This window comes from Labilibaculum euxinicum (assembly GCF_963678175.1).
GTDB lineage: Bacteria > Bacteroidota > Bacteroidia > Bacteroidales > Marinifilaceae > Labilibaculum > Labilibaculum euxinus.
This window is the reverse complement of record NZ_OY782756.1, coordinates 111,718-129,770: the sequence shown is the minus strand read 5'-3', so window position 1 is coordinate 129,770 and position 18,053 is coordinate 111,718. Positions and strand designations below refer to the sequence as shown.

16 protein-coding genes are annotated in these 18,053 nt (G+C 35.9%); 9 read left to right on the top strand and 7 right to left on the bottom strand.

Annotation, left to right across the window (positions count from 1 at the left end):
• Positions 1-96 precede the first annotated feature (96 nt).
• Together ACY0M5_RS00605 and purE are read right to left on the bottom strand one after the other, a co-directional pair.
• Entirely contained in the window at positions 97-909 is an 813-nt protein-coding gene (locus ACY0M5_RS00605; RefSeq protein WP_461630473.1) for a PorV/PorQ family protein, read from the bottom strand.
• A 287-nt stretch (positions 910-1,196) separates the two neighbouring features.
• Positions 1,197-1,703 carry a 5-(carboxyamino)imidazole ribonucleotide mutase gene (gene purE / locus ACY0M5_RS00600; RefSeq protein WP_461630472.1) on the bottom strand — a complete coding sequence of 169 codons (507 nt, stop codon included), beginning with the start codon at positions 1,701-1,703 and terminating at the stop codon, positions 1,197-1,199.
• A gap of 294 nt (positions 1,704-1,997) precedes the next feature.
• Here purE and hpt point away from each other — a divergent pair, with 294 nt between their 5' ends.
• The 6 genes from hpt (at position 1,998) to ACY0M5_RS00570 (ending at position 9,577) form a co-directional block, all read left to right on the top strand.
• Positions 1,998-2,540 carry a hypoxanthine phosphoribosyltransferase gene (gene hpt / locus ACY0M5_RS00595; protein WP_101308041.1) on the top strand — a complete coding sequence of 181 codons (543 nt, stop codon included), beginning with the start codon at positions 1,998-2,000 and terminating at the stop codon, positions 2,538-2,540.
• Positions 2,541-3,146, top strand: a complete 606-nt coding sequence (locus tag ACY0M5_RS00590; RefSeq protein ID WP_124992552.1) for an adenylate kinase — start codon at positions 2,541-2,543, stop codon at positions 3,144-3,146. It abuts the gene before it with no gap.
• 16 nt (positions 3,147-3,162) lie between these two features.
• Positions 3,163-4,152 (top strand): GTPase ObgE, encoded by a 990-nt coding sequence (obgE, locus tag ACY0M5_RS00585; RefSeq protein ID WP_101308043.1) that lies wholly within the window; start codon positions 3,163-3,165, stop codon positions 4,150-4,152.
• A 380-nt stretch (positions 4,153-4,532) separates the two neighbouring features.
• Positions 4,533-6,365, top strand: coding sequence for a DNA topoisomerase IV subunit B (locus ACY0M5_RS00580; RefSeq protein WP_461630471.1), 1,833 nt, complete (start codon positions 4,533-4,535; stop codon positions 6,363-6,365).
• 50 nt (positions 6,366-6,415) lie between these two features.
• Positions 6,416-9,016 (top strand): DNA gyrase/topoisomerase IV subunit A, encoded by a 2,601-nt coding sequence (locus tag ACY0M5_RS00575; protein ID WP_461630470.1) that lies wholly within the window; start codon positions 6,416-6,418, stop codon positions 9,014-9,016.
• Between the two features lie 48 nt (positions 9,017-9,064).
• Positions 9,065-9,577, top strand: a complete 513-nt coding sequence (locus ACY0M5_RS00570) for a shikimate kinase (RefSeq protein WP_461630469.1) — start codon at positions 9,065-9,067, stop codon at positions 9,575-9,577.
• Here the strand turns inward: ACY0M5_RS00570 and hxpB are convergent.
• Positions 9,564-10,217: a hexitol phosphatase HxpB gene (hxpB, locus tag ACY0M5_RS00565; protein WP_461630468.1), complete on the bottom strand. Its 654-nt coding sequence runs from the start codon at positions 10,215-10,217 to the stop codon at positions 9,564-9,566. The two genes, ACY0M5_RS00570 and hxpB, sit on opposite strands and share 14 nt — an antisense overlap.
• Positions 10,218-10,385: 168 nt before the next feature.
• Here hxpB and ACY0M5_RS00560 point away from each other — a divergent pair, with 168 nt between their 5' ends.
• Genes ACY0M5_RS00560 through ACY0M5_RS00550 form a run of 3 tightly spaced genes read left to right on the top strand, consistent with a single transcriptional unit; the run spans position 10,386 to position 13,566 of the window.
• Entirely contained in the window at positions 10,386-11,315 is a 930-nt protein-coding gene (locus ACY0M5_RS00560; RefSeq protein WP_101308048.1) for an ABC transporter ATP-binding protein, read from the top strand.
• 6 nt (positions 11,316-11,321) lie between these two features.
• Entirely contained in the window at positions 11,322-12,041 is a 720-nt protein-coding gene (locus ACY0M5_RS00555; protein WP_124992547.1) for an ABC transporter permease subunit, read from the top strand.
• A gap of 10 nt (positions 12,042-12,051) precedes the next feature.
• Positions 12,052-13,566, top strand: coding sequence for a GldG family protein (locus ACY0M5_RS00550; RefSeq protein ID WP_124992546.1), 1,515 nt, complete (start codon positions 12,052-12,054; stop codon positions 13,564-13,566).
• A 379-nt stretch (positions 13,567-13,945) separates the two neighbouring features.
• On the opposite strand, the gene ACY0M5_RS00545 is transcribed toward ACY0M5_RS00550, so the two are convergent.
• Genes ACY0M5_RS00545 through ACY0M5_RS00530 form a run of 4 tightly spaced genes read right to left on the bottom strand, consistent with a single transcriptional unit; the run spans position 13,946 to position 18,044 of the window.
• Complete coding sequence (locus ACY0M5_RS00545) at positions 13,946-15,649, bottom strand: lytic transglycosylase domain-containing protein (RefSeq protein ID WP_461630467.1); 1,704 nt, start codon at positions 15,647-15,649, stop codon at positions 13,946-13,948.
• A 9-nt stretch (positions 15,650-15,658) separates the two neighbouring features.
• Positions 15,659-16,318 (bottom strand): DUF5683 domain-containing protein, encoded by a 660-nt coding sequence (locus tag ACY0M5_RS00540; protein ID WP_124992544.1) that lies wholly within the window; start codon positions 16,316-16,318, stop codon positions 15,659-15,661.
• A 28-nt stretch (positions 16,319-16,346) separates the two neighbouring features.
• Complete coding sequence (locus ACY0M5_RS00535; protein WP_124992543.1) at positions 16,347-17,225, bottom strand: ParB/RepB/Spo0J family partition protein; 879 nt, start codon at positions 17,223-17,225, stop codon at positions 16,347-16,349.
• Positions 17,226-17,240: 15 nt separating this feature from the next.
• Positions 17,241-18,044 carry a ParA family protein gene (locus ACY0M5_RS00530; RefSeq protein ID WP_124992542.1) on the bottom strand — a complete coding sequence of 268 codons (804 nt, stop codon included), beginning with the start codon at positions 18,042-18,044 and terminating at the stop codon, positions 17,241-17,243.
• Positions 18,045-18,053 lie beyond the last annotated feature (9 nt).

Here is an 18,053-nt window from a genome sequence, read left to right as displayed (position 1 = left end):
ATTTTGTGATGCTGTATTTTGTGATTTGGTTATTAGTGCGCAACAAAGTAAACAAAAGAGGATTATTAAATGTTTTGAGGTATTCATGCGCACAAACTAAAAGGTTATATTGATATCAGCCGAAGGAGTATAACCCAATACCGGATGCCGGGAAAAGGAAATGTTGGCTTTCACAATTTTAAAAGAAAATCCCATTCCCATGCTAATTGAATTCGGATGATTGTAAACTCCGGCGCGTAGGGATATTTTTTCAGTTATTCCGTATTCAATGCCAAATTTGCTTCTCATGTCATGATCCAAATCCTTTTCAATTTCAGAGGTGATAATCATTTGATCGGACATCTTCCACGAAAGACCAAATCTTGCAGTACAGGGAATTTTATCTTCATAATCTGCAGTGGTGAAATTTGTTTGACTTGGGTTGAAAATATGAAAGCCTAAATGAATATCAGGAAATATTTCTGCGAGAATTCCAGCTTCGAATGTGTATTTGTTCTGTGATCCGTAGGATTGATTCAATTCTTGTCGGATTTGATCAAATTGCAATCCTGCCCAAAAGTGTTTCCCTAAAGCACGGGAATAAGCGATACCAATTTTGGTTTCTTTATATAGATTAAAACCAAATTGTGTATAAGTCATACTGAAAGTTCCCAGTTGAGTCGGATAGTTAAAATGAAATGCTTTTGTGCTTAGTTCTTTTACTTCAAACCGATTTTCGTAGTAGGCTCCAAAAGATTTTTCATCCAATTTTGCCAGTATTGCCTGATTGTGGAACCCTGCCCAAATATCTAATAATGCGACACTTGAATTTCCCATTGCATGCGAGCGGGCACCAGCTAAATGATTTTCATTTGATGCGAATAAATGAATTGGGAGTAAAAGAAGAAGAAGAAGATATGTTTTTTTCATCCTGAGATTATTGTCCAAGTCATAGAAAGAGTAAATGAACACCTTTCCTCTTATGATTATTATCTATTTCGAGAAAACTTTAATGTGTTGATATCCTTGAACCTATGAAATAATATTATTGTTGAAAATAGTAATTGTGTGATTTTATAAGCACTGATTGTTTGTTATAAGTAGAATTACATTGTTTAAATGTTAATCAGAATTATATTAGTGGTAAATATAATAAAAAAAACCACAAAACAGAATTATGTTTTGTGGTTTTGTAGTGGTGGGTTTTATTTTGTTTCCTAGTTGGTCTTGAATTCGTATTTGATAGAAGATAATTCTTCATTCGCTTTAACGATTTTTTCTTTGAGACTTTCTTTAAACGCGATAACATCTTTTTGCAATTCGCTATCCGCTATGGCAAGCATTTGTCCGGCAAGAATACCTGCATTCATAGCACCGTTAATGCCGACTGTTGCAACAGGAATTCCCGGAGGCATTTGAGCAATACTTAAAAGTGCATCCATACCATCTAAGGATGCATTGATTGGTACTCCAATTACCGGTACTGGTGTCATTGCAGCAATTACACCAGGCAGATGTGCTGCCATTCCTGCTCCGGCAATAATGGCTTTTATTCCACGATCGAATGCTCCTTTGGCAAATTTCTCAACTTCTTCAGGTGTTCGGTGAGCAGATAATGCATGAATCTCGAAAGGGATTTTGAAGTCGTTTAAGACTTTGGCGGCTTTTTCCATAACCGGAAGGTCGGATGTACTTCCCATTATGATACTTACTTTTGCTTTCATATGGTTTTATTCGTGGATTTGGTAAATAAAATGACAAAAAATTGTACTTTTGCAGCTAAAATTAAGGAATTGTTTTAATTCCAATGTTACTTGCATCACTTACTATTTTTTCAAGCGTAAAATTGAAAAAAAAATATGTATGTAACACTGTGGAATTGAAACATTTTTTATTTCTGTTTTTTAAGAGTGAGACATATTTATTTTACGATATTTTAGGGCATTGCCTTAAACGCCCGATATTTCAAGGGAAATCTTGTTGGGGGAAATCGGACAACTAAGACAAAAATTGAATCAATGAAAACTGTAAAACTTCTGGATCGAGAATTTAGAGTGTCTATTCCTTCTGAGGATATTGACAATGTAATTGCTGAAATGGCTGAAAAAATGAATAAGGATCTTGCTGGGACAAATCCGTTATTTATTTGTATTTTAAATGGTTCTTTCATGTTTGCATCGGATTTGATGAAGCAGATTACTGTTGAAAATGCTCAGATTACATTTATGAGATTGTCCTCATACGATGGAATGGGAACAACTGGGAAAGTGAAAAAACTAATGGGTTTTACAGAAGATTTAAAAGACAGAACGGTTGTGTTGTTGGAAGATATTGTTGATACAGGAATTACGATCACAAATACACTGGAACAAATTAAAGATTACGAAGCCAAAGAAGTTTTGATTGCAACCATGTTGTTTAAACCAGATGCTTTGATTCGTGATGTGAAATTAAATTACGTAGGTATGGAAATACCGAATGATTTTATTGTTGGAAGAGGATTGGATTATGATGGAATGGGTAGAAACCTTCCGGATGTGTATACTGTAATTGAAAAGTAAATGTTGAACATTGTTTTGTTTGGACCTCCAGGTTCGGGAAAAGGAACTCAATCTAAGTTGCTTCAGAAAAAATATGGGTTGATTCACCTTTCTACAGGCGATGTGTGCAGAGAAGAAATTAAGCTGGCAACACCCGAAGGATTGGAAGCAAAAAGATTGATTGATGGAGGAAATTTTTTCCCGGATAAATTAGCATATCGAATTGTTGAGAAATTTTTAGACAGCAATATCGAAGCAAAGGGTTTTGTATACGATGGCATGCCGCGTCACGAAGGTCAGATTGATGTGTTTGACGGAATGCTTGCTAAAAGGGACAGTGTTGTTGATATAGTTATCGAATTAAAAGTGGAAGAAGAAGAATTAATTCAACGACTTTTAAAAAGAGGCGAATCTTCCGGTCGGCCGGATGATTCAGGAAGAGAAGTAATTGAAAAACGACTTCGGATTTATGAAGATGTTACTGCTCCGATTGCAAAGCGGTATAAAGAAAAGGGTGTGTATCACTCTCTCGATGCAATAGGATCATTAGATGATGTACTTGAACGAATTAGCTTATTGCTGGAAAAATGTTTAACGGGACAATTAGTTCCTGTTGAAGTACAATAGATTAAAAATATATATTATGGCTGGGTCTAATTTTGTTGATTACGTAAAAATATTTTGTCGTTCGGGTGCAGGAGGTGCCGGGTCAACCCACCTTTTCAGGGATAAGTTGACAATGACCGGTGGACCGGATGGTGGTGATGGTGGCCGGGGAGGACATGTTATCATACGTGCAAATAAGCAACTTTGGACTCTGGTGCATTTAAAATACAGTCGTCACGTCTTTTCTGGTGATGGAGGTGATGGTGGGCAGAGCCGAAGTACGGGTAAAGAAGGAGAGGATAAGGTGATTGAGGTGCCATTGGGTACTGTTGCCCGCGATGCTGAAACTGGTGAAGTTATTTTTGATGTAACCGAAGATGGTGAAGAGAAAATCTTAGTGAAAGGTGGTCGTGGAGGTCTTGGAAACTGGAATTTCAGATCTTCAACAAATCAAACACCTCGTTATGCTCAAAGCGGAGAAGAAAGAGTGGAACGACCGGTAATACTAGAATTAAAGGTTCTTGCAGATGTTGGTTTAGTTGGTTTTCCAAGTGTAGGTAAATCTACCTTGCTTTCTGTTGTATCTGCGGCAAAACCTAAAATTGCTGATTATCCTTTTACCACATTGGTTCCTAATTTAGGTATCGTGTCTTACCGTGACAATCGCTCATTTGTGATGGCAGATATTCCTGGTATTATTGAAGGTGCGCACGAGGGGCGTGGACTTGGATTGCGGTTTTTACGACACATTGAGCGAAATTCTGTTCTTCTGTTTATGGTAGCTGCCGATAGCGACGACATTCATAATGAATACAAAATTCTGTTGAACGAACTAAAACAGTTTAACCCGGAACTTCTGGACAAACAGCGCTTGCTGGCAATTACAAAATCCGATATGTTGGATCAGGAGTTGATTGATGAGATGAAACAGGATTTACCTGAAATACCGCATGTTTTTATTTCTTCAGTGGCTCAAAAAGGACTTACCGAATTAAAAGATATGCTTTGGAAAGCTATTAATGAGTAAAAGCTTTAAATAGCATTAAAATAACTTAGGGCTTCTTTCTCCAATTACTGATGAGAAAGAAGCTTTTTTTACATCAGTAATTTTACCTTGTTTTCGATTCTTCCAGTGTTTATTTTCTTTATTCCTTTGTCTTTTTCTTGATTTAGCAAAACTAAAAAAAAGGCAATAGTCAATACAATTAAGTTTTTTAGATTGAATTTTATTTGTGTTTGTTCTGAATTACTGGGTGTTGCAATATCTTTTTTCGTTGATTTTTAGGGAAATAGGAATGGCTTTATTTCCGGAATATTGCTTTAAGTAAGGGCATTTCAACAGGCTGTTGATAAACTACTTCCTAACGAATGGTTCTTTTAACTATATTTGTAAAAACGCGATTTTTCATGACTGCAAAATATTCTGAAGACTCAATCCGTACATTAGATTGGAAAGAACACATTCGCAAACGCCCTGGTATGTATATCGGGAAACTTGGCGATGGATCTTCTCATGATGACGGTATTTATATTTTATTGAAAGAAGTAATTGATAACTCAATTGATGAGTTTGCTATGGGAGTGGGCAAATCAATCGAAGTTAGTATTACAGACAGGAACGTAACTGTTCGTGATTTTGGCCGGGGTATTCCCTTAGGGAAGTTAATTGATGTAACTTCTAAAATGAATACAGGAGCAAAATACGATTCTGAAGTATTTAAAAAATCCGTAGGTCTTAATGGAGTGGGGATAAAGGCCGTAAATGCCTTGTCCGATCAGTTCATTATTGAATCTTTTCGCGAAGGAGAGGTTAAGAAAGCTGTTTTCTCGAGAGGTGTTCTTGTTGAGGAAAATGAAATTGAGCCTACCGAGGAAAAAAATGGTGTGAGAATCGTTTTTCATCCTGACGAGGAGTTGTTTTTAAATTATCGGTTTATTTCTGAATATATTGAAACACTGCTTAAAAACTACGTTTATCTAAACGCAGGACTGTCTATTTACTTTAATGGTCAAAGATTCTTTTCGAAAAATGGATTGCTTGATCTTTTGAATGAGAATATGAATTCGGAAGGATTATATGATATCATTCATTTGAAAGGTGAGGATATCGAAGTTGCTATGACCCATGGCAGACAGTATGGCGAAGAGTACTATTCTTTTGTAAACGGACAGCATACAACGCAAGGGGGAACTCACCTTGCTGCATTTAGAGAAGCCTTGGTGAAAGGGATTCGGGATTTCTTTAAAAAGGATTTTGATACATCAGATATCAGGACTTCTATTATATCAGCAATTAGTATTAAAGTACAGGAGCCGGTTTTTGAATCACAAACCAAAACAAAATTAGGTTCTAAAGATATAGGTCCGGAAGGACCATCCGTTCGGAATTTCATAATGGATTTCGTGACTTCTAATTTGGATAATTATCTGCATAAAAACCCAACTGTAGCCGAGGCTATTCTCCAGAAAATTATTGAGTCAGAAAAAGAACGAAAGGCCATTTCCGGCATTAAAAAAATTGCCAAAGAACGAGCAAAAACGGCTAGCTTACACAATAAAAAATTACGTGATTGCCGGGTTCATTTTGATACAAAACACGAACAAAAATCAGAAGCTTCTCTTTTTATTACCGAGGGAGATTCGGCTAGTGGATCAATTACCAAATCCAGAGATGTAAATACTCAGGCTGTTTTTAGTTTAAAAGGGAAACCTTTAAATACATATGGGTTAACGAAAAAGATTGTTTACGAGAATGAAGAATTCAATCTGTTGCAGGCAGCATTAAATATCGAGGATGGATTGGAAGGTTTACGCTATAACAATGTGATTATTGCAACCGATGCCGATGTGGATGGAATGCATATTCGCTTGTTGTTGATTACTTTCTTTTTGCAGTTTTTCCCTGATATTGTTAGAAGCGGACATTTGTATATTTTACAAACACCGCTGTTTCGGGTTCGGAATAAAAAAATAACTCATTATTGTTACTCCGAAGAGGAAAGAGTGAAGGCAATGAAAAGTGTTGGTGCTAACCCTGAAATAACCCGATTTAAAGGTTTAGGTGAAATCTCACCAAGTGAATTTAAACACTTTATTGGTAAAGACATCAGGCTTGATCCTGTTGTGATGAAGAAAGATGATTCTGTTCCGGACATGCTGGAATTCTACATGGGGAAAAATACTCCTTTAAGACAAGAATTTATCATCGGTAATCTTCATATTGAAAGAGATGAGCTTTAAGCAAATTTCATCAATCGATTTTTTAGAACTAAATAAACCCAAATACCTCTATGAGTAACGACGAGACAAATGGTATGGAAATCCCAGAGGAAATGGATAATGATGTGAATGGCGTGCACTCCGAAACAATGAGGAATGTGACATATCTTTCCGGGATGTATCAAAATTGGTTTCTGGATTATGCATCCTATGTGATTTTAGAACGAGCTGTACCCTATGTAAATGATGGGTTAAAGCCTGTTCAGCGAAGAATTTTGCATGCCATGAAGCAATTGGATGATGGGCGATACAATAAGGTAGCCAATATTATTGGTAACACCATGCAGTATCATCCTCATGGCGATGCTTCAATTGGAGATGCACTGGTTCAGCTGGGACAAAAAGATTTGTTGATTGACATGCAGGGAAACTGGGGGAATATCCTTACCGGTGATTCTGCTGCCGCACCAAGATATATTGAAGCACGTTTATCCAAATTTGCGTTGGAGGTTCTTTTTAATCCAAAAACAACCAATTGGAAACAATCTTACGACGGGCGTAACAAAGAACCAATTACGCTTCCGGTAAAATTTCCATTATTATTGGCGCAAGGGGTAGAAGGTATTGCAGTTGGACTGGCATCCAAAATTTTACCGCATAATTTCAACGAATTAATTGATGCTTGTGTGTCCTACCTGAGTGGTGAGGAGTTTGAACTTTATCCGGATTTCCCAACAGCTGGATTGGTTGAAGTAAGCCGTTACAATGATGGTTTGCGTGGTGGTGCGGTGAAAGTGAGAGCTAGAATTGAAAAGTTCGATAACCGGACTCTTAAAATAACTGAAATTCCATTTGGAAAAACAACATCAAGCGTAATTGAATCCATTATCAAAGCAAATGATAAAGGGAAAATTAAGATCAAAAAGATTGATGACAATACGGCTGAATTTGTTGAGATTCAGATTCATTTGGCCAATGGAATTTCTTCCGATAATACCATTGATGCTCTTTATGCTTTTACAGATTGTGAAATTTCTATTTCTCCCAATGCATGTATTGTTGAGAATGATAAACCGAAATTTATTGGCGTTGCTGAAATTTTAAGACGCGCTGCCGATAATACGGTTGCTTTACTGAAACTCGAGCTTGAAATACGCAAAAATGAACTCGAAGAGTCATGGCATTATGCTTCTTTGGAGCGAATTTTTATTGAAAACAGAATCTATCGGGACATTGAGGAGTGTGAAACATGGGAAGAGGTTATTGAAACCATCGATACAGGATTAAAACCCTTTACGGCAAACTTAATGCGTGCTGTAACCCGTGATGATGTTGTGCGGTTGACTGAGATTAAAATTAAAAGAATTTCTAAATTCGATATTAATAAAGCCAAGGATTTTATTCAATCTATTGAAGATGAGATTGCGGAAATCGAAGTTCATCTGGCCAATATTATTCCTTTCACAATCAGGTACTATAAATCCATAAAGAAGAAATATGGAATTGGACGGGAAAGAAAAACAGAAATTAGAAGTTTCGAAAATATTGTAGCAACCAAAGTAGTGGTTGCCAACGAAAAATTATACGTTAACAGAGAGGAAGGCTTTATTGGAACAGGCCTGAAGAAGGATGAGTACATCTGTGATTGTTCTGATATCGATGATATTATTGTGATTAGAAAAGACGGTACTTATTTTGTGACCAAGGTTGCTGATAAGTGTTTTGTTGGAAAGAACCTGTTGCACATAGCAGTGTTCAGAAAGAACGATAAAAGAACTATTTATAATGTAGCTTATCGGGATGGAAAAGCTGGAAACTCTTACGTAAAACGTTTTTCTGTTACCAGTATTACTCGTGACAAGGAGTACGATATCACCAAATCAAAAGATGGTTCACGAATTCTGTATTTTAGTGCGAATCCAAACGGGGAGGCTGAAGTTGTTCGTGTAGTTTTAAAACCAAAACCTCGTTTGAAAAAAACAGTATTTGAATTTGATTTTGCAGAATTGGCTGTCAAAGGACGTGCTTCAATGGGGAATATATTATCCAGAAATGACGTTCATAAGATTACTCTGAAACAAGAAGGGGTTTCTACTTTGGGAGGACGAAAAATATGGTTTGATCCAGATGTTTTACGTATAAATACAGACCAAAGAGGTGATTTTATTGGTGAATTTACAGGTGATGATAAAATCCTTGTTGTAACAAGAGCATCCTCATTTCATTTTACGAGCTTCGATTTAAGCAATCACTATCCTGATAATATCAGTATTATTGAAAAATATGACGATGAAAAGATTTGGTCTGCTGTATTTTTTGATGCCGATCAGGATTATTACTACCTAAAACGCTTTACCATGGAAGGAAATGGCAAAGAGGTAAGTTTCTTAGGTGAAAATCCTGCTAACAGACTGGTTTGCTTAACCGATGAGCAGTATCCAAGATTCGAAATTTCATATGGAGGTAAAAATGAAGACCGGCCTAATGAAATTGTAGATGGAAATGAGTTTATTGGTGTGAAATCATACAAAGCAAGAGGAAAAAGATTATCGGTTTACGAAGTATCTGAAATAAAAGAAATTGAACCTTTACCTCGCGAAGAGGAAGATGAAAATATTGAAGATGTTGAAGGCGTTGAGGTTGATGATAACGCTGAAAATAATCAAGATTAATTTTCTTTTCAGCGAATTCTTATTCCTTGATTTATTTAAAATTTTGCAATGAAGATTTTTTTGATTGGATATATGGGCTGTGGTAAATCACGCTGGGGTAAAATGATTGCGGCTCATTATGGTTTTCGATTTGCTGATCTTGATACTCTGATTGAAAAGAGAGAGAATTTAACGATCCCGGAAATTTTCGAAAAATTCGGAGAATCAGGTTTTCGGCAACGGGAACATGATGCATTGAAGTCAATTTCTGATACAGAAAATCTTATTGTAGCTACCGGAGGCGGAGCTCCATGTTTCAACAACAACATGGAGGAGATGAATCGCTTGGGGGTTACTTTGTTTATCGAATGCAGTCCTTCGTTGCTTCGGGAGCGAATTACGAACTCAGATACCGAGCGTCCTTTGGTGAAAAATTTCTCGCAGGATGAACTTCTGGACTACATAGTAAGCCATTTAAAGACCAGAATGCCTTTTTATGAAAAGGCACAGTATAAAATGGTCTCTGGTAATCTGGAATTAGAAGACTTTATCGTATTTCTGGATCCAATTATAAATCCGTAAGTTGAGGAATTTCAAAATCATTCAAACTACCAAGAACTTTATTTGCGATTATAAATTTGTCAAGATTATAGGCATCTTTCTCAGGAACTGCAATACATTTCATGCCTGCCGCAAGAGCAGAGATTACACCATTTAAAGAATCTTCGAAAACTAAACATTCTGAAGGATGAATGCCGAGTAATTCCGCTGTTGTTATAAAAACCTGTGGATGTGGTTTTCCATATTTTTCAAATTCGGCCGAATGAACCACTTCGAAATAATCTTGAAGTTGTAGTTTTTCCAAAACAGCTGAGATAATTTTCATTTTCGAAGATGAGGCAAGTCCAATTTTAAAGGAAGCCTGCTGTAAATTCTCCAGAGTTTTATTCACGCCATCCAAACAGGCTCCTTTTTCCAATACCAAACGAATAACATTTTCAACAATATCTTCTGTAACTTTCTCTTTCAAAACATGATTCCAGGGCGTCATTTTATACATCACTTCAACTACCTCGTCTATTCTTTTTCCCATGAACTGTTCAAACATTTTATTGTTAACATCAAGTCCAAGTGAAGAGAATACTTTTGTTTCACTCTCCTGCCAGAATGGTTCGGAATTTATCAAAAGACCATCCATATCAAAAATTACTGCTTTAATCATAGTTACATTTTACATTTAGCTTGCAAAAATACTTATTTTAAGTATACGATAGAGAAGGGCGCAATCACATCTGATTATTTACTGTTAATAATTGTTAAATCGCTAACAGTTCAGTTGGATAGATGGGCTTTTTTCTAAATTTGTTAGATACAATTAGATTTTTCGTATATGGATATTGTTGTTGAACATCTTACCAAAAGATATGGTCCTCAAAAGGCTGTTGATAATGTATCTTTTCGTGTGAAAGCAGGAGAGGTTTTAGGTTTTTTGGGTCCTAACGGAGCAGGAAAAACCACTACCATGAAAGCAATGGCATGTTTTATTAAACCTGAAGAAGGAGACATATTGGTTGGTGGTTACTCTATTCATGATCATCCCGAAATCATAAAGAAAAATATTGGATATCTGGCCGAGAATAATCCATTGTATCAGGAAATGAACATTATCGATTTTCTGGAATTCATTGCGAAAATTCATGGAATACCTAAATATCTTATTCCTGAAAGGATATTGGATATGATTCGGACATGTGGTTTAGAGGGGGAGAAACACAAATTAATTGGTGAGCTGTCAAAAGGTTATCAGCAAAGAGTTGGGTTGGCGCAGGCTTTAATTCATGATCCGGATATCTTAATTCTTGATGAGCCGACAACAGGACTTGATCCAAATCAGATTGTTGAGATTCGGGAGCTTATCAAGCGTATCGGAAAGGAAAAAACGGTTATCTTAAGTTCTCATATTTTAGCTGAGGTTGAAGCCACCTGCGATCGTATTTTAATCATTAATAATGGTAGAATTGTTGTGGATGGAACCGCTGCAGAATTAAGGAAGCAGGCCCAGGGAAATGAAATTCTGAAATTAGGAGTGCAAGGAGGTGATATCGATCACATCTTTGAATCCTTATTTGAGATTGAAACCATCGATTCTATTGATATTATTGATGTTGACAAACAATTGTTTGAGATCCAGTCTTTGCCCAATACAACATCAGTAAAAGCAATATTTGATACTTGTGTTCGAAATAATTATTACATTACTGAACTGACCCCTACAGAAAAAAAACTGGAGGATATATTTCGGATATTAACCCTTCATTAGATCTTTATGAAACAGATTTTGCACATTGCCAGTCGAGAGCTAAGCACTTTTTTTGATTCATTAACAGCTTATGTATTGATCGTTATTTTTTTAGGATTTAGTGGTTTTTTTACATGGATTTACGGGGCTGATGTCTTTTTTGTAGGGCAAGCTAATCTCAATACATTTTTTACTGTTGCATACTGGAGTTTGTTTATTTTTATTCCGGCTCTGACTATGCGTTCAATTGCCGGGGAATTAAAGGCAGGAACACTTGAGCTCCTTCTTACTAAACCCGTTAGCGATTGGCAATTAATTTTTGGTAAGTTTTTATCCACTTTACTGTTAATTGCAATAGCACTGGCTCCAACAGTAATTTATTATTTCACTTTATGGGCAATTGGTCCGGTAGATCATTCGGCAATTTTGTTGGGATACGTGGGCTTATTGCTTATGAGTATGGTTTATATTAGTATTGGGTTGCTTGCCTCCTGTATTGCTTCCAATCCAATAATTGCATCTTTAGCAGCCTTGTCAATAGGTATTTTTTTTCACATTATTTTTGATGTGTTGGCTTCCAACTTTGTAGGTCTCATTGGGAGTTTCTTTAGTTATTTGAGTCTTTCAACTCATTTCGAATCGATTTCAAGAGGTGTTGTTGATACAAAAGATCTGATTTATTTTTTCTCTCTTGTGTTTTTCTGTCTTTTTACGTCAAAAATGATTTTATCAAATCGTAATCTGTAAATCCTGATTTATGACTAAAAGAAAAAATATAATATATAGCAGTTTAGTTGTAGCAGGGATTTTAATTATCCTGAATTTTATTTCTTCGGTTTTTTTCTTTCGAGCTGATTTTACCGAGGATAAGAGATATACATTGGATCGTTCAACCAAACGTATTTTAAGAGAGGTGGAGACACCTATTATAATAACTTTGTATGTGTCTGATAATCTACCTCCGGACGTTAACAGGACGGTACAGGATCTGAAAAATCTTTTAACAGAATATAATAATTACAGTAAGAAGAAAATTGATTTTGAATTTATCAACCCCAATGCGAATGAGGAGTTGGAACAAGAGGCCATCGAGGCTGGGATCAATCCGGTGCCGTTGGAAGTTCGGGAAAAGGATCAGATTAAAGTGCAAAGGATCTTTTTGGGAATGTCTATTCAGGTTGGAGATAAGTCAGAAATTATTCCATTAATTAAACCTGGAATAGTTATGGAATATACTTTGTCCACCTTAATTAAAAGACTAACTATTAAGGATAAACCTAAAATTGGCTATATTGTTGGACACGGTGAGCCTGCACTTGGAAAATTGGAACAGGCCATTGCTGAATTATCCGTTTTGTACGATGTTAAGCAGATTCATTTGTTATCTGAGCCTGATCTTTCGGAATACAAGTCTTTGATGTTAATTGGGCCCATGGCAACCATTTCATCAACACAATTATCACGACTGGATAAATATTTAGCTGGCGGAGGGAATTTATTTATAGCTATCGAGCGGGTAAACGGCATGTTGAATGATGGAATTGGTGTTTCGGTGAATACCGGTTTGGAAACATGGTTGCAAACCAAAGGCTTATATGTAGATGATTCTTTTATTGTTGATAAAAAATGTGGAACCGTAACGGTTCAGCAGCAAGGATATTTTTCCTATCCACAGCAAATTAATTTTCCTTTTTTACCTGTGATATCAAAATTTTCAAACCATACGATTACAGATGGTATAGAAACAGTTGTGTTGCAGTTTGCAAGCCCAATTAGTTTCATGGGTGATAGTACGATGAATTATCAGCCACTTGCCTTTACATCCGACATTTCGGGGAAATTAAAAGCACCAATTAGTTTTAATATTGGAAGAATATGGCGTGCGCAGGATTTTCTTTATCCGGATTTAACTGTTGCAGCAACAATAAGAGGAAATATGGGTGGTGAAAAAGAAGCGCGAATTTGTGTTGTAGGTGATGGAAATTTTATTGTAAATGGTTTAGGTGCCAGTAAAATTGCAATTCAGAGAGATAATATTAATTTTTTAGCGAATGCGGTAGATTGGCTAAGTGATGATACCGGGTTGATGTCGCTAAGAACAAAAGGCGTTTCTTCACGCCCAATAAAAGAAATTACCGATGCCAGAGTTTTCTTCTTGAAGTATCTTAATTTTTTACTTCCCCTTGTGCTAATAATTGCATATGGTTTGTTCCGTTTTGAAAGAAGACGAAGGAAGAGAACTAAAAGAATGAAACCTGGTTTTATAAAGTAGAACGGGTGTAGGAAGAGTTGTTTTATCCCGGCTTCTGGCAATTCCGGGAAAGAATATACCAGAAGCTTATTAGCATATCAATAAATCGGGATAAATGAATCAGGTTGAGCCTGATTTTATTTATTAATTGCAATTTAATTATATATTCCATTCCGATCAAAATTTTTTGATTAATGTTTGGATTTTTTGTTATAGTAAAAATGTTGTTGGTCTGTAAAATATGGATGTACAGCACTTTTCATTAGTGTTATTTAAAAGGAATTAAAATAAAGACATCTAATCGTTGTTAATAAAACATTTAGTATTGTTAATAAGATAGCATAAAAAAAAACGAAGCAATTACTTCGTTTTTTTTATATTGTTTTAATTGGATTAATTTTTAGCTTTTGGGTTGAATCTTTAATTTTTGCCCCACCTTAAGACTTCCATCATCTTTTATATTATTAATTTTCATAATGTCGGAGTTGGAAATGCCCGGAAATTTCTTGGCAATAGTCCAGAAGTTGTCACCTCTTTTCACTGTATAGTAAATGTATGATCCGTTACTGTTAGCAGTTGAAGTTGATTTCGCTGTGGTTTGTGTTGTTGATGCAACTGTTTTTCCTAATGTAGCTTGTTTTTGACTGTAACTCATTGTATTGAAGCTATTATAATAGGATTCTTTTCCTTTAGGGACATACAGCACTAGTTTTTGGCCAACTTTAATTAAGTTTCTTCTTACGTTATTCCAATATCTAAGATTCGACGTTCGAACATGAAACCAGGAAGCAATAAGTCCTATGGCATCACCCGATTTTACTTTGTAATACACCTTAGCTTTATTCTTTGGAGTAACATGGGCAAACTTTTGGTAACGGTCATTGGGATTTACCACCTTATCTTTCATGCTAAAATAATACTCCTTTTTATAAGCAAAAATAGAGTCTTGATTATCGATAAATTTTGCTGTGTATTGCAGTGGTATTTTTAATGCGTAGCCGTTTTTACTTGCAGGAATAATATCTGCTCTGTATTGAGGGTTTAATTCTCTTAATTGTTCTTTTGAAATGTTGATTACATTAGCGACCTGATCAAAGTGAAGTTGTTCATTAATTAGTAGCGTGTCGCATGCAACGGGTAAATTGGATGGCTGCGGGAATAACTGATGCTCTTTGTGATAATTAAAAGTATAAAGAGCGGCTATAAATGCAGGTACATATCCTCTTGTTTCTTTTGGTAAATGAAAATAGATATCCCAATAGTTTTTCTTACCGCCACTTCGTCTGATTGCTTTATTTACATTACCCGGTCCACAGTTGTAAGCAGCAATTACCAAATGCCAATTTCCGTAAACCCGGTACATATCCTTCAAATATTTTACTGCCGCATAACTGGCTTTTACAGGATCTCTTCGCTCATCAATAAAAGTATTAATATCAAGCTTATACATTCGGCCGGTTCCATACATAAATTGCCATAAACCACTAGCCCCGGCTCTGGATAGTGCTTTTGGATTTAAAGCCGATTCGATAATGGGTAAGTATTTTAATTCCTGAGGCAGGCCTTCTTTGTCCAAAATCTCTTCGATAATCGGGAAGTAGTATTCCGACAATCCCATCATCATTTCTACCTGAGATCTTCTTTTTTGCGAATATAGTTCAATGTAGTTTCGAACGATTTTATTGTAGGATAAATCGATTAAAGAAGGAATTTGTTCCAATCGTTTGATATAAACGGAATCTGGAATTTTTTCTGTTTGAACCGAAATAGAGCCCTGATTGTATTTTTTTGTTTTAAACGTGTTTTTTGCGTACCACGAATAAAGCAGACTGTCTAAGTTGTTTGAGAAAGTTGTATTGATACTGTCATTTAAATCCCAGCGAACATCAACAGGATTAATTTTCAGAAAATCCAAAGAGTCCTTTTCAGTTTCCTCAATTACATTTTCTGCAACTTTCGATAAGGTGTCAATTTCGGAAAGAGTTACTTGTTTAATTTCAGATTCTGTCTTGAGTGTTTGTTCTGAACCTGCCGGTTTGATGGTGCTGCAAGCAAATGCTGTCCCTAAAAAAATAAGGGGTAAAATATATTGTTTTCTTTTCATCATTGTTTTTTAAAAGGTAATTTGGCACCTAAAGCCAATAGAATTGCCCGAAAAAGCAGAATAACTAACTGCAGGTTCTACTTTAATAGTCAAGTCATTGTTCACATTAAAATTGGTAAAATGTGCATCAACCGCAGCATCAACAATATTTAGTACGTAAACTCCGACCAAAATGATATAGCTAAGATCGCGATCGTGCTTATAAGAGTCTTTACCATTTTGTAAAGTGGTTTTAAACCAGGTATCATAGGATGTTGTTGTGGTATCCCAATCATTTTCCAGAATTTTCTGATAGCTGTCTGCAGTAGGTTTTTCGGTCACAAGTTTTTCTTCTGCAGAGAGAGTTTTCCAATCGTAAAATTCAGAAAAATCTTTAAAGCCACTTTTGTATTTTTTATAATTTTTTGTATTCCAGTTAATTGCGTAAATATCCAAGCCAATTCCTAAGTATAGAATAGGTATTTTCCAGTACTTCTTGTTGTAGGCTTGTCCTAAACCAGGAAATATAACAGAGTACATGGTTGCTTTATGCGGAGAATGAACTTTAACAATTGATTCTACCGCTACAGTGTCTGCTTCTACTAATTGCTGAGAAATGGCATTGTTTGACTTGCCAAAAAGCATAAGAAAGATCAGCCCAAGGAGAATTACCAGGCGCAAATTATTCAATGTTTAAATTTTTAAAAGTTTAACTAACTTATGATTTCATTTGATCCAATACAGCAAGGATACGTTCTAAATCATCATCGGATGTAAATGGGATAATGATTTTTCCTTTGCCGTTTTTTGTACGTTTAAGATCAACTTTTGCGCTAAAATGATTGGCTAAATGATCTTTTAAAGATTCATACTCTTTCGGAAGCGCTGTCGCTTTCTCCGGAGCAGGTTTTTCTTCCGTTGCTTGGTTGAAATTACGAACCAATTCTTCAACTTTTCGAACTGAGAAATCATTTTCAACGGTTACTTGAAAAATTTCAAGTTGAGTTCTTGGATCATCAACATTTACCAATGCTCGGGCATGGCCCATAAGTAGTTTTTTCTCGCGAATTCCTTTTTGGATTTCAGCAGGTAGTCTTAGTAATCGTAAATAGTTGGATACTGTAGAGCGTTTTTTGCCTACGCGGTCAGATAAACTCTCTTGTGTCAGTTTACACTCTTCAATTAATCTTTGGTAACTAATGGCTATTTCAATAGAATCAAGGTCTTCACGTTGGATATTTTCAACCAAGGCAAGTTCCAGCATTTTATCATCTTCAGCCAATCGAACGTAAGCTGGAATTTTTGTTAATCCGGCAATTTTAGCTGCCCGATAACGTCTTTCTCCGGCAATAAGCTGGTAGGAGTTATTATGAATTTTTCGAACCGTAATTGGCTGAACAATTCCTAATTCTTTAATAGATTGAGCCAATTCATTCAAAGCTTCCTCATCAAATTTAGTTCTTGGCTGATAGGGATTTGCTTCAATTTTTGAGATCTCGATTTCGTTACTTAGATCCTTTTCAGGTCTTGCCTGAACATCATCGATATCATTAATCAGTGCTCCTAATCCTCTTCCTAATGCGCTCTTTTTTACCATCTTACTATTTCAATATTATTCGCTAATGAGTTTTGCTTTGGTGCTTGTTTTTGTCAGGTTATTATTTTTCAATAATTCACGAGCCAAATTTAAGTAATTAACTGCTCCGGCCGATTCTGCATCATAAAGAATTGCTGGTTTACCGTAACTTGGAGCCTCACCTAGCTTGGTGTTACGTTGAATGATTGTTTCGAAAACCATATCCTGAAAGTGTTTTTTAACTTCACTTACAACTTGATTTGATAATCGTAAACGGCTGTCATACATCGTCAAAAGAAATCCTTCAATTTCCAAATCCTGATTTAAACGGTTCTGAATAATTTTAATTGTATTCAGAAGTTTTCCCAAGCCTTCCAATGCAAAATATTCACACTGAACAGGAATGATTATTGAATTAGCTGCTGTTAGCGCATTCACAGTAATTAAACCAAGTGAAGGCGAACAGTCAATTAGAATAAAATCATAATCAGGACTTAATTTTTCAAGAACCTTCAATAAGATTTGCTCACGATTTGCAAGATTCAACATCTCAATTTCAGCACCTACCAAGTCGATGTGCGAAGGAAGAATATCAAATCCTTCAATCTCACTATGTAGAATGGCTTCTTTGGGTTCAATTCCATCAACAATACATTCGTAAATGCTTTTTTCAATGTTTCGAACATCAAAGCCAATGCCTGAGGTCGAATTCGCCTGTGGATCAGCATCAACAATTAAAACCTTATACTCCAAAACAGCAAGACTTGAAGCAAGGTTTATTGCTGTAGTGGTTTTCCCAACCCCTCCTTTTTGGTTTGCCAGAGCAATTATTTTAGCCATAAACAATTC